The sequence below is a fragment of the Allobosea sp. GW823-FHT02B03 genome, assembly GCF_058797755.1.
The window spans coordinates 320,374-336,525 of the sequence record NZ_JBXAJY010000006.1; the positions used below are offsets into that span (position 1 = coordinate 320,374).

Annotated in this window: 9 protein-coding genes; 8 read left to right on the forward strand and 1 reads right to left on the reverse strand. The window is 70.1% G+C overall.

Annotated elements, in window-relative coordinates; translation table 11 throughout:
• Nucleotides 1-52: 52 nt before the first annotated feature.
• The 3 genes from AC1REK_RS21750 (at nucleotide 53) to ahcY (ending at nucleotide 2,075) form a co-directional block, all read left to right on the forward strand.
• Nucleotides 53-313: a DUF4258 domain-containing protein gene (locus AC1REK_RS21750; protein ID WP_492270226.1), complete on the forward strand. Its 261-nt coding sequence runs from the start codon at nucleotides 53-55 to the stop codon at nucleotides 311-313.
• A complete protein-coding gene (locus tag AC1REK_RS21755; protein WP_492270225.1) occupies nucleotides 310-507 on the forward strand; it encodes a DUF2283 domain-containing protein in 198 nt (65 codons plus the stop codon). The genes AC1REK_RS21750 and AC1REK_RS21755 overlap by 4 nt, the downstream gene beginning before the upstream one ends.
• Before the next feature lie 167 nt (nucleotides 508-674).
• The gene (gene ahcY, locus AC1REK_RS21760) at nucleotides 675-2,075 is read left to right on the forward strand and encodes an adenosylhomocysteinase (RefSeq protein WP_316019414.1); all 1,401 of its coding nucleotides are present in this window, start codon (nucleotides 675-677) and stop codon (nucleotides 2,073-2,075) included.
• Between the two features lie 65 nt (nucleotides 2,076-2,140).
• Here the strand turns inward: ahcY and AC1REK_RS21765 are convergent, their stop codons facing one another.
• The gene (locus tag AC1REK_RS21765) at nucleotides 2,141-4,066 is read right to left on the reverse strand and encodes an AI-2E family transporter (protein WP_492270224.1); all 1,926 of its coding nucleotides are present in this window, start codon (nucleotides 4,064-4,066) and stop codon (nucleotides 2,141-2,143) included.
• A 433-nt stretch (nucleotides 4,067-4,499) separates the two neighbouring features.
• Between AC1REK_RS21765 and AC1REK_RS21770 the strand changes: the two genes are divergently transcribed.
• The 5 genes from AC1REK_RS21770 to addA all read left to right on the forward strand — a co-directional run bounded on the left by AC1REK_RS21770 (nucleotide 4,500) and on the right by addA (nucleotide 16,062).
• A complete protein-coding gene (locus tag AC1REK_RS21770) occupies nucleotides 4,500-6,983 on the forward strand; it encodes a sensor histidine kinase (RefSeq protein ID WP_492273821.1) in 2,484 nt (827 codons plus the stop codon).
• Nucleotides 6,980-8,611, forward strand: a complete 1,632-nt coding sequence (gene tsaE / locus AC1REK_RS21775) for a tRNA (adenosine(37)-N6)-threonylcarbamoyltransferase complex ATPase subunit type 1 TsaE (RefSeq protein WP_492270222.1) — start codon at nucleotides 6,980-6,982, stop codon at nucleotides 8,609-8,611. Before AC1REK_RS21770 ends, tsaE begins: the two co-directional genes overlap by 4 nt.
• A gap of 133 nt (nucleotides 8,612-8,744) precedes the next feature.
• Nucleotides 8,745-9,479: a nucleotidyltransferase family protein gene (locus AC1REK_RS21780; protein WP_492270221.1), complete on the forward strand. Its 735-nt coding sequence runs from the start codon at nucleotides 8,745-8,747 to the stop codon at nucleotides 9,477-9,479.
• 5 nt (nucleotides 9,480-9,484) lie between these two features.
• Nucleotides 9,485-12,589, forward strand: a complete 3,105-nt coding sequence (addB, locus tag AC1REK_RS21785) for a double-strand break repair protein AddB (protein ID WP_492270220.1) — start codon at nucleotides 9,485-9,487, stop codon at nucleotides 12,587-12,589.
• A complete protein-coding gene (gene addA, locus AC1REK_RS21790; RefSeq protein ID WP_492270219.1) occupies nucleotides 12,586-16,062 on the forward strand; it encodes a double-strand break repair helicase AddA in 3,477 nt (1,158 codons plus the stop codon). Before addB ends, addA begins: the two co-directional genes overlap by 4 nt.
• Nucleotides 16,063-16,152 lie beyond the last annotated feature (90 nt).

Below are 16,152 nucleotides of genomic sequence, written 5' to 3' on the forward strand. Positions count from 1 at the left end.
TTCACGTTGTATCGCTGTGCAAGTCGGCAGGCTTCTCGCGAAGGGACAACAGATGATCGAGCGGAGAGGTCGTTTCGACTATTCCGACCACGCAGCCGAGATGCTGAAAGAGCGCGGAATTTCGCGCGAATTGGTCGAAAGGACGGTGCTCGATCCCGATGCGATCGAAACCGACCCCAAGCACGCCGACCGGACAAGGGCATACAAGGCTTTGCCCGAGCGCGACGGAAGAGTTCTGCGTGTGGTATATGTTCGATCGGATCAGGCTTTTCGCGTGATCACGCTCTTCCTCGACCGGGGCCGTAAGCGATGAAGACCCATTACGATGCCGAGGCCGACGCTCTCTATCTCCGCTTCGCCGACACCCCGGTAAGCGAGAGCGAGGAAGTGCGCCCGGGCATCGTCTTCGACTTCGATGCCGAGGGCAAGATCGTCGCAGTGGAGATCCTCGACGCCACCGAGCAGCTTGCGAGTGGCACCGATTTGAGCAAGCTCGCCGCGGCATAGGCCGGCTGACCACTTTCAGGATCGCGGGACGCCCGAATGGCCTTGCCGAGCATTTCGGCAGCCGACACAGAGCACATAAAGACATCTTTATATCTTTGATTGCGCTCGGCCGACGGCCCTGCTAGAGAACGCGCCATCATCGCAGAACCATCGATTGGAGCGCTCCCGTGTCGAAGCAGGACTACGTCGTCAAGGACATCACCCTTGCGGATTACGGCCGCAAGGAAATCAACATGGCCCAGGACGAGATGCCGGGCCTGATGGCGATCCGCGCCGAGCACAAGGGCAAGGCCCCGCTGAAGGGCGCCCGCATCGCCGGCTGCCTGCACATGACCATCCAGACCGCCGTTCTGATCGAGACGCTGACCGAGCTCGGCGCCGATGTCCGCTGGTCGTCCTGCAACATCTTCTCGACCCAGGACCACGCCGCCGCCGCGATCGCCGCGACGGGCGTGCCGGTCTTCGCCATCAAGGGCGAGACGCTGGAGGAGTACTGGGAGTACGTGCTGCGCACCGCGACCTGGGGCGATGGCGGCACGCCGAACATGATCCTCGACGATGGCGGCGACCTGACCATGCTGATCATCCTCGGCGCCGAGGCCGAGGCCGGCAACGCCGCCTTCCTCGACAAGCCGGGCAATGAGGAAGAGACGATCTTCTTCAAGCTGATCAAGCGCGAGCTGGCCGCCAATCCGGGCTGGTTCACCAAGACCCGCGCCGCGATCAAGGGCGTCTCCGAGGAGACGACCACCGGCGTGCACCGCCTCTACGAGCTCGCCAAGGCCGGCCGCCTGCCCTTCCCGGCGATCAACGTCAACGACAGCGTCACCAAGTCGAAGTTCGACAACCTCTATGGCTGCCGCGAGTCGCTGGTCGACGCCATCCGCCGCGGCACCGACGTGATGATGTCGGGCAAGGTCGCGGTCGTCGCCGGCTATGGCGACGTCGGCAAGGGCTCGGCCGCCTCGCTGCGCCAGGCCGGCTGCCGCGTGCTCGTCACCGAAATCGACCCGATCTGCGCACTGCAGGCGGCGATGGAGGGCTACGAGGTCGTCACCATGGAGGAAGCCACCTCGCGCGGCGACATCTTCGTGACCGCCACCGGCAATTGCGACGTCATCACCGTCGACCATATGCGCGCGATGAAGCACCGCGCCATCGTCTGCAATATCGGCCATTTCGACTCGGAGATTCAGGTCGCCGGCCTGAAGAACTTCAAGTGGGACAACGTCAAGCCGCAGGTCGACGAGGTCGAGTTCCCCGACGGCAAGCGGATCATCCTGCTCTCGGAAGGCCGCCTGGTGAACCTCGGCAACGCGACCGGCCACCCGTCCTTCGTGATGTCCTGCTCGTTCTCGAACCAGACGCTCGCCCAGATCGAGCTGTGGAACCACCACGCCAAGTACGAGAACAAGGTCTACACCCTGCCCAAGCACCTCGACGAGAAGGTCGCGGCGCTGCATCTCGCCAAGGTCGGCGCGAAGCTCACCGTGCTGACCGACGCGCAGTCGAAGTATCTCGGCGTGGCGCAGGCCGGCCCGTTCAAGCCGGAACTCTACCGCTACTGAGCGGCATGAACTGCTGAGACGACGAAAGCCCGGCCTCGCGCCGGGCTTTTTTCATGCCGCTCGTTCTATGCGGCCCCTCGACCGGCCGCAGCCGCCGCTGCGGGCTCGCTTGCCGCGGGGCTGAGCCCGGCAACCGCTTCCTCGATATCGTGGGCGATGAAATCGGCGTCGAGCGCGGCGGCGCTTTCATCGGCACCACGGGGCTCGTCGGCGTCGCGCCAGAACACCAGGCCGATCCGCAGGTCGGGCCTGGCCCGCTTCAGCCGCCGCACCAGGAAGCGGCCATGGCGCAGGGAATCGCGGCTCAGCAGGCAGAGCAGGACGGCATCCGGCCCCTCGGCCAGCCGCTCCCGCAGCCGCGCGGCCTCCAGATCGGCGAAGCCGGCGCTCGATGCGTCCGCGCCCTGATGAACGAGGACCTGCGCGAGCATGGCGGCGCTCGCATCGTCGAGCGCGTTCCTGCCGCCGAGACAGAGGATGCTCCGGCCAGCCAGGGACGGCAGCTGCCCATTCCTGCCGGCCGCGTCGCCGTTCTGCGAGGCTTCGTGCTCCTCGGCCTGATCCGGATCGCCTCTGGGCTCGGCCAGCTCGCTGAGATTGGCGACCAGCGTGCGCGCCGTCGCCGCGACGCCCTCGCGTTGCTCGGCGCTCATCACGCCGCGGGCGCGGTCGCGCTCGGCGAGGATCAGGGCCGGGATTGCGACCCGGCCATAGACCTCGGGCAGGGTCTGCTCCTCGAGCAGTTCGTCGAGCTGGTCGGTCGCCTCGTCCGGGTCATTGGCGAGCAGGCGCTGATAGAGCCTGGCCTCGGGATCGAGCACCGGCTCGCTGCCGAACAAGACCTCGAAGAAGCGGAACTGCGGGACGTGCTTGCCGAGCACGACGAGGCAGACGGTCAGCGGCGTCGACAGCACCAGCCCGACCGGCCCCCAGAGCCAGGTCCAGAAGATCGCGGCGACGATGATGGCGAGCGGTGAAAGCCCGGTCCCCGAGCCGTAGAGCCAAGGCTCGACGACATTGTTGCTGATCAGCTCCATGACGAGGAAGAGCGCCGCGACCCAGAGCACGAGCGACCAGTCCGGCGAGACAGCGACGGCCAGGAAGAGCGGCAGCACCATCGAGATGGCCGGGCCGATATAGGGCACGAAGCGCAGAATGATGGCGAGCGCGCCCCATAGCATCGCATTGGGGATGCCGATCAGCCACAGGCCGATGGCTATCGGAATGCCATAGGTGACGTTCACGACGAGCTGCATCAGGAGATAGCGGCCGACCCGGCTGCCGGCATCCTGCAGGGCTTCGGTGGTCCGGTGCAGGTCGCTGTAGCCGACCAGGCGGATGAAGCGGTCGCGAAGATCCTCCCGTTCGAGCAGCATGAAGATCACCACCACAATGACCAGTCCCGCCGTCGCGAGCGGCCCGACCAGAGGCAGGATCATGCTCGTCAGCAGCTGGATCGGCCGCTCGGGCGAGTAGATCTCGACCAGGATCGGGTTCGCCGGGCGCGGGCTCTCGAGGGTCTTTCCGGCATCCTCGGGCTGGCTGATCTCCTTGCCGACGCGTTCGACGGCGTCGGTGATCCGCTTGACGATGCCGCTGCCGGCACCGGTATCCTTGGCCGACCTGATCTTGGTCAGGATGTTCGACTGATAGGTCGGCAATTGCTGTGCGAGCTCGCCGACCTGCGTCATCACGACGAAGCTGAAGGCGGATATGGCGATGAAGGCCGCCGTGACGGCGGCGATGACTGCCGGCATGCGCGGCAGCCCGGTCTTGCGGATCAGCGAGACCACCGGCGCCAGGGCGAAGGTCAGGAGCACCGCGATAGCGAGAGGCATGAAGACCTCCCGCGCGAAATAGAGGACCGCGATCGCGCCGACCAGGACCAGCAGCGGCGGCAACGCCTCCGGCATGATCGCCGTGCCGGCGAGGGACCCCGCCTTGCTTGAATCCGGCAGGCGCGCCTGCCCGTTCTCTTGCCCGATAGCCATCGCACCCCCCGGTCCATTCGAGCCGACAACGCGGCACGGCCGAGAATGATCCGGATCGCGAAGGCCGCAAACGCCGGGCGGGCGGCGAATGACCGAATCCGGGCGGTCTTGCCCGCTTCACGGCGAATGCCGTCCGGCATCCCCGAAGCGGACGCGCTGAATAGACAGGCCTTTTCGGGGCCGTCCCGGGGCTGCGGCGCATCATCATGCTTTACGGACGATTAAGCTCTTCCTGCCGGACTCTCCCGATGATTAGAGTGGCAGTGATTCGGACCATCGACCGCCCACGCGGGTTGCGGCCGGATTTCGTTCACAAGTGGCTTTGCGGCGTTGCGGCGTGGACATTTCCCGGAGCCGTGGCGCTTGCGCGCTATGACGGCGGCCCTTTCCGATTCCGGCCATCCAAGGCTGGCCGGACGAGATGACGGAAGCGATGATGAGACGTGCAAGGCAGTTGGGGCGCAGATTGGACGGAGCGGCGACCCGCCTCGTCCTTCCCGGCCTGGCCGGCGGCCTGTGCCCGAGTCCTGTCCTGGCGCAGGCCGAGTCCCTCCTCTCGCTGCACGGCGACACGCTCAGCGCCGGCGGGCTCTCGCTGATGTTCACCGGCCTCGTGGTCTTCGCCACCACCACCTCGGTCCTCTATGTGCGCGAGCGCTCGCGCTGGCAGCGCCGCGAGGGCGAGCTCGCAGCCGGGCTGGAGGCGGCGCGCGGACACCAGGAACGCCTCGCCGCGCTGCTCGCCGCCGACCCGCAGGTGGTGCTGAGCTGGGACGGTCCCGACGCCAAGCCGGTCTTCGAGGGCGATAGCGGTTTCCTCGGTGTCAGCGGCTCGGCCATGGCGCTCGCCTATGGCTCCTGGGCGCCGCCCGCCGACGCCAAGCGGCTGGAAGTCGCGACCGAGGCGCTGAAGGAGCGGGGCGAGGCCTTCGCCTTCACCTTCCGGGCCAAGGGCGGGCAATATGTCGATGCCGAGGGCCGCCCGGTCGCCGGCCGCGCCGTGATCCGGCTGCGTGAGGCCAGCGGCGAAAGGGCCCGGGCCCTCACGCTGCAGGACGATCTCGTCCGGGTCAGCGCCGACCAGGCGACTCTCGCCGCGCTGCTCGCCGGCCTGCCTCAGCCGGTCTGGACGCGCGACGCCAATGGCCGCCTGAGCTGGGTCAATGGCGCCTATGCAAGGGCGGTCGAGGCGGCCGACGGCGCCGAGGCGGTCAAGAACGGCCTCGAGCTGTTCGACCGCTCCGAACGGGAGGCCGCCGGCAGGGCACGCCAGGAGGGCCGCGCCTTCACGATGCGCGCGCCGGTGGTGATGGCCGGCCAGCGCCGCATCGTCGACATCCTGGAAACGCCGACGCCGACGGGCTCCGCCGGCATCGCCACCGATATGAGCGAGCTCGAGGCGGTGCGCGCCGATCTGCAGCGCCAGATGGATGCGCATGTCAGCACGCTCGACCGGCTGAAGACCGCGGTCGCGGTCTTCGACGCCTCGCAAAGGCTGGTCTACAACAATAGCGGCTACGAGACCCTGTGGTCGCTCGACCCGAATTTCCTGGAGAGCCGGCCCAGCGACGGCGAGATTCTCGACCGGCTGCGCACCGAGCGCCGCCTGCCCGAGCTCGGCGACTACCGGAGCTGGAAGGCCGGGGTGCAGGCCGCCTACACCGCGACCCGCGCCAGCGAGGACTGGTGGTACCTGCCCGACGGGCGCACCATCCATGTCGTCGCGAGCCCACATCCGCAGGGCGGCGTGACCTATCTCTTCGACGACGAGACCGAACGCTTCACCCTGGAATCGCGCTTCAACGCCTTGTCGCGCACGCAGCGCGAGACGCTCGACTCGCTGCGCGAAGGCGTCGCGGTGTTCGGTTCCGACGGTCGCCTCAAGCTCTCCAACCCGGCCTTTGCACAGCTCTGGAAGCTGACGCCGGAACGCACCGCCGGAACCCCGCATATCGACGAGGTCGTCAGCCTGTGCCGCCCGCTCTTCCCGGAGGATGCGGTCTGGACGGAGATCCGCAGCGCCGTCGCCGGCGTGCGCGATGCGCGCGAGGATTACCGCTGCCATATGGCCCGGCGCGACGGCACGGTGCTGGACTGCAGCGCCGCGCCGCTGCCGGACGGTGCGACCCTGATCACCTTCGCCGACGTCACGGCCGGCGTGAATGTCGAGCGGGCGCTGACCGAGCGCAACGAGGCGCTGGAGAAGGCCTCGCGTCTGCGCGAGGAATTCGTCCATCACGTCTCCTACGAGCTGCGCTCGCCGCTGACCAACATCATCGGCTTCGCGCAATTGCTCGGCGAGGAGACGATCGGCGCACTCAACGAGAAGCAGCGCGACTATGCCGGCCATATCGTGCGTTCCTCCGGCGCGCTGCTCGCCATCATCAACGACATTCTCGACCTCGCCTCGATCGACAATGGCGCGCTCTCACTCGATCTTGAAGAGGTCGACGTCGCCCAGACCATCGCCCAGGCGGCAACCGGCCTGCAGGACCGGCTCGCCGACAGCAAGCTCGAACTCAAGGTCGAGATCGCGCCGCATACCGGCCCGCTGCGGGCGGACGGCAAACGCCTGCGCCAGATCCTGTTCAACCTGATCTCGAACGCCATCGGCTTCTCGCAGCCCGGCCAGACCATCCGGGTCAGCGCCGGACGCATCGGCGGCGAAATCCGCATCACCGTCGCCGATGACGGCCGCGGCATCCCCGACGAGGTCAAGGAGAAGGTGTTCGACCGGTTCGAGAGCCATTCGCTGGGGTCGCGCCATCGCGGCGTCGGCCTCGGCCTCTCGATCGTCCGCTCGATCGTCGAGCTGCATGGCGGGCGGATCGAGCTGGAATCGGCACCGGGCGCCGGCACTCGCGTCACCGCCGTCTTCCCGCCCGAGGGCATGCGCATCTCGGACGCCGCGGAATGAGCGAGGAAGCCGCCAGGGCGGGCACGCATACAGTCCTCCTGACCGACGAGGCCGCGACCATCCGGCTGGCGCGCGACATCGCCGACATTCTCAGGACCGGCGACATCGTCGCGCTTTCCGGCCATCTCGGCGCCGGCAAATCCCTGATCGCCCGGGCGATGCTGCGGCGGCTGGCCGAAGACCCGGATTTGGAGGCGCCGAGCCCAACCTTTACCCTGGTGCAGAGCTACGACGCCCCGAAGGGGCTGCTGCTGCACGCCGACCTCTACCGCGTGCGCAGCCCCGACGAGCTCGACGATCTCGGGCTGATCGAGGATCTGGAGCGGGCGATCACGCTGGTCGAGTGGCCCGACCGCGCCGGGGCGCGGCTGCCGGCCGGGCGCCGGCTCGACATCGTCATCGAGGTCGACCCGGAAAATCCCGAGACCGGGCGGATCGCGACCCTTTCGGGCGGCGTGCTCTGGCGCGCCCGCCTTGCCATCGCCATCGGGGCACGGCGGATGATCGACGCCGCCGGCTGGAGCGATGCCGACCGCCAGTTCATGCTGGGCGATGCCTCGAGCCGGGCCTATGAGCGGCTGGCGCGGGAGAATGGCGAGACCGCGATCCTGATGATCTCGCCGCCGCGGCCCGACGGCCCGGCGATCCGGCAGGGCAAGCCCTACAGCGCCATCGCCCATCTCGCCGAGACGGTCGACGCCTTCGTCGCGATGGACAAGGGGCTGCGCTCGCTCGGGCTCTCGGCACCGCAGATTCTCGCCCAGGACCTCTCGACCGGACTGCTGCTGATCGAGGATCTCGGCCCCGGCCTGGTGATCGACGAGAACGGGCCGATTCCGGAGCGCTACGAGGCGGCTGCGCGTCTGCTTGCCGAGATGCATCGCCATGCGCTGCCAACCATCCTGCCGGTGGCCGAGGCGCGCGACCACGTCATCCCCGACTATGACCGCGAGGCGCTGACCATCGAGACCGAACTGGTGCTCGACTGGTATGCCCCGCACATCGCCGGGGTGACCCTGCCGGCGGTGACGCGGGCCGAGTTCGGCCGGATCTGGGACAGGCTGTTCGACGAGGTCTTCGAGACGCCGGCGACCTGGACGCTGCGCGACTATCACTCGCCCAATCTGATCTGGCTGCCCGACCGGGTCGGCCACGCCCGGCTCGGGCTGATCGACTTCCAGGACGCGGTGCTCGGCCACCCCGCCTATGACCTTGTCTCGCTCGGCCAGGACGCACGCATCGACGTGCCGGCGGCCCTGGAGCTGAAGCTGCTCGCCGCCTATGCCGGGGCGCGGCGCGGCAACGACCCGGCGTTCGACCTCGCCGGCTTCGCCCGCGCCTATGCGATCCTCGGCGCGCAGCGCAACACCAAGATCGCCGGCATCTTCGCCCGTCTCGACAAGCGCGACGGCAAGCCGGGCTATCTGAAGCACCTGCCGCGCATCGAAACCTATCTGCGTCGCGACCTCGAGCACCCGGCCCTGGCCGAGCTCAAGGCCTGGTACCAGGCGCATCTGCCGAAGCTGTTCGCCGTGCCGGAGACGCCCACCGAAGCGCCGGCCGAGGCCGAGCCGGAGGCAGCGGCAGAAGCCGGGCCGGATGCCGACGACGGCGGCCAGCCCAGCTGAGCACCCCATATCTGCGTCATCCCGCCCGCAGCGAAGCCGAGCGTTGGGATGACGCGTCGGCGGGCGCGGGACTTGAGCGAATCCCGTCGCCGTGGCTGATAGGCTGGACATGCCGAACGGCCAGGAGATTCGCTTGACGCAGACGACAACGCCGCCGATCCGCCGCGCGATCGTGCTGGCGGCCGGGCTCGGCAAGCGCATGCGCCCGATCACCGACACCTTGCCGAAGCCGCTGGTCGCGATCGGCGGCAAGACCATGCTCGACCATGCCCTCGACCGGCTGGCGGAAGCCGGCGTCGAGCGGGCGGTGGTCAATGTCCACCATCTGCCGGAGCGCATCGAGCAGCATGTCGCGGCGCGCCATCGGCCGCGGATCATCATTTCGGACGAGCGCGGCCTTTTGCTGGAAACCGGCGGCGGCGCCAAGAAGGCGCTGCCCGAGCTCGGAAGCGAGCCGTTCTTCAGCGTCAACGCCGATTCGCTATGGAGCGAGAATGGCGTCTCCAATCTTTCCGCCATGGCTGCGGCCTGGGACCCGGCCCGGATGGACCTTTTGCTGCTGCTTTCGGAACGCGAGGGCAGCGTCGGCTTCGACGGCGCCGGAGACTTCTTCCGCGATGCGGAGGGCCGGCTGACCAGGCGCGGCAAGGCCACCAGCGCCCCCTTCGTCTATGCCGGCGTCGCGATCCTCAAGCCGGAGCTGTTCGCCGACACGCCCGAGGGCTCGTTCTCGTTCAACCTGCTCTTCGACCGGGCGATCGCGGCCGGGCGACTCTTCGGCCATGAGCTCGACGGGCGCTGGCTGCATGTCGGCACGCCGGAGGCGATCCCGCTGGCGGAGGCCGCCTACGCCGCCCATCGGGCCTGAACGGCATGGCCGGGCTCAACCTGTTCAGCATCCCGGCCGGCGCGCCGTTTCTCGCGGTGCTGGCGGAGACATTGCTGGCCGGGCGCTTCGGCAAGGCCCATGATCCCGGCGACCCGACGGCGCTGTCGCGCACGACGCTCTATCTGCCGACCCAGCGCGCCGCCCGCGCGCTGGCGGCGATCCTGTCGGAAAAGCTCGGCGGCCGGCCGCTGCTCCTGCCGCGCATCGTGCCGCTCGGCGATGTCGACGAAGCCGAGACGGCGCTGATCGCCGGCTCCGGCGAGATGCTGGCGCGCGTCGCGCCGATCGAGCCGCTGCAGCGCCGGCTGATCCTGACCCGGCTGATCGCGCAATGGGGCAAGGCCGCCAACCGCCAGCATCTGCGGCTCGATCCGGCAGAGCCGGCTCTGGTGCCCTCGACGCTCGCCGAGGCCTGGGGTCTCGCCGGCGACCTCGCGGGCCTGCTCGACCAGATGCAGACCGAGGGCGTGGCGCCGGAGCGGCTACGCGGGCTCGACGCCGCCCGCTTCGACGAGATCTGGCAGTTCAACGCCCGTTTCCTCGATATCGTCGCCGAGACCTGGCCGGCGATCCTTGCCGAGCGCTGCGAATGCGACCCGGCCGACTTCCGCAACCGCATGCTGGAGGCCGAGCGCCGGCGCCTCGAGGCCGGCGGACTTTCCGGCCCGGTGATCGCCGCCGGCTCGACCGGCACGGTGCCGGCGACAGCGCGGCTGCTCGCCACGATCGCGCGCCTGCCGAACGGCGCGGTGGTCCTGCCCGATCTAGACGAAGCCTTGCCGGAACAAGCCTGGCGCGCGATCTCCGGCGAGCCGGCGCCTTCGCACCCGCAGGCCGCCCTGCATCATCTCCTCGAGGTGATCGGGGCCGACCGCGACGAGGTCGAGAGCCTGGCGAAGCCCACCGAGACCTTGGCCGCCCGGCGCGACCTGCTGCGGCAGGCGATGCTGCCGGCGACGGTGACCGATGGCTGGGCCGGCATCGCCGCCGCGCCCGGCGCGGACACGGCGCTCGCCGGCCTGCGCGTGGTCGAAGCGGCCGATGAGCGCGAGGAGGCGCTGGTCGCCGCGCTTGCTTTGCGCGAGGCGCTGGAACGGCCGGGCGAACGGGCCGCGCTGATCACGCCGGATCGCGGTCTCGCCGAGCGCGTCGCGATCGAGCTTCGGCGCTGGGGCATCGTGGCCGACGATTCCGCCGGCTTGGCGCTCGGGCGCTGGCCGGCCGGGGCGCTGCTGCGCCTCGTGCTCGACGCTGTCGCGACGGAATTCGCGCCGGCCAGCCTGGTCGCGCTGCTGGCGCACCCGCTCTGCCGGCTCGGCCTCAGCGAAGCCATGCTGCGCCAGGGTGCGGCGACGCTGGAGATCGGCTGTTGGCGCGGCGAGACGGTCGGCCGCGGCCTTGCCGGGCTGCACCGGGCCTTTGCCGGGATCGAGGACCTGATCGATGCCAAGCATGCTCCGCGCCCGCGCCGCAAGCTGACAGCGGAGGATCGCGCCGCCGCCGAGCAGGTTCTCGCCCGCCTCGACGCGGCCCTGTCGCCGCTGGCGGTGGCGCCCGCCCGGCGCGAGCCGGTACTCGCAGAGATCGCGGGAGCCGCCCGCGCCGCCGTCGCGGCACTCGGCAGCGACGAGAGCGGCAGCTCGCTGGTCTTTCGAGGGCCCGATGGCGAGGCGCTGGCCGCATTGTTCGACGAGATCGAGGCCGCGCTGGCGGAGGCCCCGACGGAAGGGCGGGCGCGCGACTGGATCGCTATCCTCTCCGGGCTGATCGACGAGCGCGCGGTGGTCAGGCGCGAGCCCGGTCATCCCCGCCTGAAGATCTGGGGCCTGCTCGAAGCCCGCCTGCTCGAAGCGGAGCATGTCGTGCTCGGCGGCCTGATCGAGGGCGTCTGGCCGCCGGCGACGCAGACCGATTCCTTCCTCAACCGGCCGATGCGGGCCGAGCTCGGCCTCACCTCGCCGGAACGGCGCATCGGCCAGACCGGGCATGACTTCGTCCAGGCGGCGCTGGCGGGCAATGTGACGCTGACCCGCGCCCGCAAGGCCGGCGAGGCGGAGACCATCCCCTCGCGCTTCTGGCAGCGCCTGAAGGCGGTGACGCCGGCCGATACCTGGCAGGCGGCCGAGGCGCGCGGCCGCGAGCTGATCGGCTGGGCCGGCCTGCTCAGCGCCCCGGCACGGGCGAGGCCGGCGAGCCGGCCGAAGCCGGTTCCGGCGCCGCATCTGCATCCGAAGCGGCTCAGCGTCACCGAGGTCGAGACGCTCTATCGCGACCCCTATGCGCTGTTCGCCCGCAAGATCCTGAAGCTCGACGCCCTGCCCGAGATGGCGGAGGATCCCGGCGCTTCCGATCGCGGCTCGCTGCTGCACGACATCGTCGCCGAGTTCGCGCAGACCTATCCCGAGCAGATGCCGGCCGGCGCCGCCGCGAGCCTGATCGAGATCGGCGAGCGGATGTTCCGCGCCTTCGACGAGACGCCGGAGGTGCGCGCCTTCTGGTGGCCGCGCTTCCTGATGATCGTGCAGAACTTCGTCGGCTGGGAGGAGAGGCGCCGGCCGGAACTCGCCAGGGTCGCGGTCGAGCACGACACCCAAGGCGAGTTTCCCCTGCCGGGCGGCGGCGGCATCCTGCTCACCGGCCGCGCCGACCGGATCGAGGTGACGCGCGAAGGCAAGCTCAGGATCATCGACTTCAAGACCGGCGCGCCGCCGAGCGACGAGCAGGTCAGGCTCGGCTTCGCGCCGCAACTGACGCTCGAAGCCGAGCTTGCGCTGCGCCACGGCTTTCCGCCCACCGTCAGGGCCGCGCCTGTCGAGGCGCTCATGTACCTGAAGCTCGGCCACGACCCGAAAAGCTGGCAGAAGGACAAGAAGCTCGCCTTCAAGGACGAGAGCCAGGCCGACGTCACCGCCCGCCATCTTGCGCATCTGCTCGCCCATCTTGCGGCGCTGCGGGCCGGCAAGGAGCCCTATGTCTCGCGGCGGGCGCCGGCCTACATCAAATATGCCAGCCCCTATGACCAGCTCGCGCGGGTCAAGGAATGGTCGGCCGCGCCCGGCCTCGGCTCCGAGGCGGGAGAGGAGGCATGAGCGCCCACGCGACCCCGGCCGGTTGGGTCATCCCTGAGTTGACGAAGGCCAACCAGGCGCTGGCGGCCGAGCCCGATCTCAGCGCCTGGGTCGCCGCCAATGCCGGCTCGGGCAAGACCCATGTGCTGGTCAACCGGGTGCTGCGGCTCTTGCTCGACGGGGTCGCGCCCGGGCGGATGCTCTGCATCACCTATACCAAGGCCGCCGCCGCCAACATGTCGAACCGGCTGTTCCGGGCGCTCTCGGCCTGGGCCGTCGCCTCCGATGACGGCCTGCGGGACGAGCTGGCGAAGCTGACCGGGCAGGCGCCCGGTGCCGCCGGCCTCGCCAGGGCGCGGCGGCTGTTCGCACAGGCGCTGGAGACGCCGGGCGGGCTCAAGATCGAGACCATCCACGCCTTCTGCACCCGCGTTCTGCAGAGCGCGCCCTTCGAGGCGAACGTGCCGGCGCGCTTCGAGGTCGCCGACGATCTCGCCCAGGACGAGCTGATGCGCGATGCCAGGCGCGACCTGCTCGCGACCGCCGCCGCCGACCCCGACGGACCGCAGGCGCGGGCGCTGCGTTTCATGGCGCGCGAGGCGGCGCAGGACAGTTTCGACCAGATCATGCGCGAGGCGCTGCACCAGCGCGCGCTGTTCAATGACAGCCTCGGCCGGGCGCGCAGCCCGGAGGAGATGGAAGCCGGCATCGCCGCCTTCCTCGGCATCGCGACGGCGCTGACGCCGGAGATAGTTCAGCAGCGCTTCGGGGCGGAGCTCGCCAGCATCGGCGGCATCTCGGCACTGATCGACAGCTTCGATGCCGGCAGCGCAACGCGGCAGAAGGCGGCGGCGGCGCTGCGTCTCGCGCTCTCGACGGAAGCCGGCATCGACCCGGTCGCCGCCTGCCGAGCCGGCATCCTGACCCTCGAAGGCACGGTCAGCCAGCATGTCCGCGGCAAGGGCAACAGCGCCCTGCCGGCTCATCTCGACGAGGCGCTCGATACCGTCGCCGGCTGCCTGCTCCGCGCGATCGAACAGCTCAACGCCATCGCCGTGCGCGAGCGCAGCAATGCGCTGGCCGTGCTGGTGACCCATATCCTCGCCGCCTATCAGCGGCTGAAGGCGCAGCGCTCGCTGCTCGACTATGACGACCTGATCGGCAAGACGCGCTCGCTGCTCGACCGGGTCGATCCGGCCTGGGCGCTCTACAAGCTCGATGCCGGGATCGACCATATCCTGCTCGACGAGGCGCAGGACACCAGCGAGGCGCAATGGGCGATCCTGCGCCGCCTCGCCGAGGAATTCTCCGCCGGCGAGGGCGCACGCGATCAGGCGCGGCCGCGCACCGTGTTCGTCGTCGGCGACGAGAAGCAGTCGATCTACGGCTTCCAGGGCGCGGCGCCGCGGCATTTCGGCGAGGAGCGCGCCAGGCTGGGCAAGCGCCTGGACGCTGCCGGCCAGCGCTTCGCGCCGATCAGCCTCAACACCTCCTTCCGCTCGGCGCCGGACATCATGCAAGCGGTCGACGCCGTCTTCGCGCCGCAGGCGCATTGGCGCGGACTCGTCTTCGACGGCGGCGCCGGGCCGGAACGGCACGACACGGTCAGGCAGGCGGCGATCGGCGCGGTCGATCTCTGGCCGATCTCCGCCGACGATGCCGGCGACAAGCCCGACGCCTGGACGACACCGGTCGATGCGCCCGAGCGCCGCTCCGGGCTGGTCAAGCTCGCCGCGCGCATCGCCGAGGTGCTGAAGCGCTGGAAACAGGCCGGCCATGACGATCTCGGCCGGCCGTTCAAGCCGGGCGACGTGATGATCCTGCTGCGCCAGCGCGGGGCGCTGTTCGAGGCGATCGTCAAGGCGCTGAAGGATGCCGGCGTGCCCGTCGCCGGGCGCGACCGGCTGACGCTCGCCGAGCACCCCGCCATCGAGGACCTGGTCGCGCTCGGCCGCGCCATCCTGCTGCCACAGGACGACCTTTCGCTGGCGATCACGCTGAAGACGCCGCTGTTCGGGCTCGACGACGACGACCTCTTGCGCTTTGCGCCGGAGCGGACAGGCTCGCTGCGCGAGGCGCTGCACCAGGCGGCCGAGAGCGAGCCGCGCTATGCCGCTGCCCACGCAAGGCTGACCGAACTCGCCGAGGATGCCGGGCGCAACGGCCCGTTCCGCTTCTTCGCCGGGCTGCTCGGCCCCGGCGGCGGGCGCAATCTGGCGCTGGCACGGCTAGGGCCGGAGGCGGGCGACGCGCTCGACGCCTTCCTCAGCGCCGCGCTCGACCATGAGCGGCGCTACGGGCCCTCGCTCGCCGGCTTCCTGCACCATGTCGGGGCGGTCGCGACGCAGGTGAAGCGCGATCTCTCGGCCAGCGCCGGCGAGGTCCGGGTGATGACGGTGCACGGTTCAAAGGGGCTGGAGGCGCCGATCGTCATCCTCGCCGATCTCGGCGTCGCGCCGGGCGAGCGGCGCCTGCCGAAACTGATCGGCGTCGAGACGCCGGGCGGCGTGCCGGTGCCGATCTGGGCGCCGGCCAGGGCCGGCGATTCCAGCGCGACCCGCGGCGCCAAGGACGAGATCGTCGCCCAGATGATCGAGGAGCATCACCGCCTGCTCTATGTCGCGATGACGCGGGCCGAGGAGCGGCTGATACTGTGCGGCGTGCAGGCCAAGGGCGAGGCGCCGGAGGGCTCCTGGTACGCCATGGCCGAGCTCGGGCTCACCGCCTCGACGAGCGGGCTCGGCGAGGTCGCGGCGCCCGATGGCGACGGCACGGTCCGGCGCTTCATGGTCTCGCAGCCGCAGGCGCAGGCTAAGGCCGAGACGCAGACCGCGCCGGTCGGCGCCGTTGCCCCGGCATGGCTCGCCCGCTCCGCACCGCCGGAGCAGGAAGCCCTGCCGCCGCTGCGGCCCTCCAACGCGCTCGGCGCCGCCGATGCGACCGCCCGCCCGGCCGATGGCCCTTTCCTCGCCGAGGCGGCCGCGGCCGGGCGCCTGGCGCATCTCCTGCTCCAGATCCTGCCGGAGGTTCCGCACGAAAGACGCGGCGAGACCGCCCGCGCTTTGGCGGAAGCGCGCGGGGCCAATCTCTCGGCCGAGCGCCGCCAGCGCATCTGCGCCGACGCGCTGGCACTGATCGAACGGCCGGAGCTCGCGGCGCTGTTCGCGCCGGGCAGCCTTGCCGAAGCGCCACTCGCCGGCGAGGTCACCTTGCCCGGCGGCCAGAAGCGCCCGGTGATCGGGCGGATCGACCGGCTGGCCGCGACCGATGACGAGGTGCTGATCGCCGATTTCAAGACGGCCGCCCGGGCGCCGAAGGACGCCGCCTCCCTGCCGGCGGCGACGCTGGCGCAGCTCGCGGTCTATCGCCGGCTGGTCGGCGAGATCTATCCCGGCCGGCCGGTGAGGGCGCTGGCGATCTATACGGCGAGCCTCACCGTGCTCGAGCCGAGCGCGGCGGAACTCGATGCCGTTCTGGCGAATTTGGCAGGGTAGACCTGCTTCATCGTGAGGCGAGCCAGCCTTGACCCTGGCGGGCTCGGTTCATAGCTTCCACTCCGAACGACGGCGCGAAGCCGTCCGCAA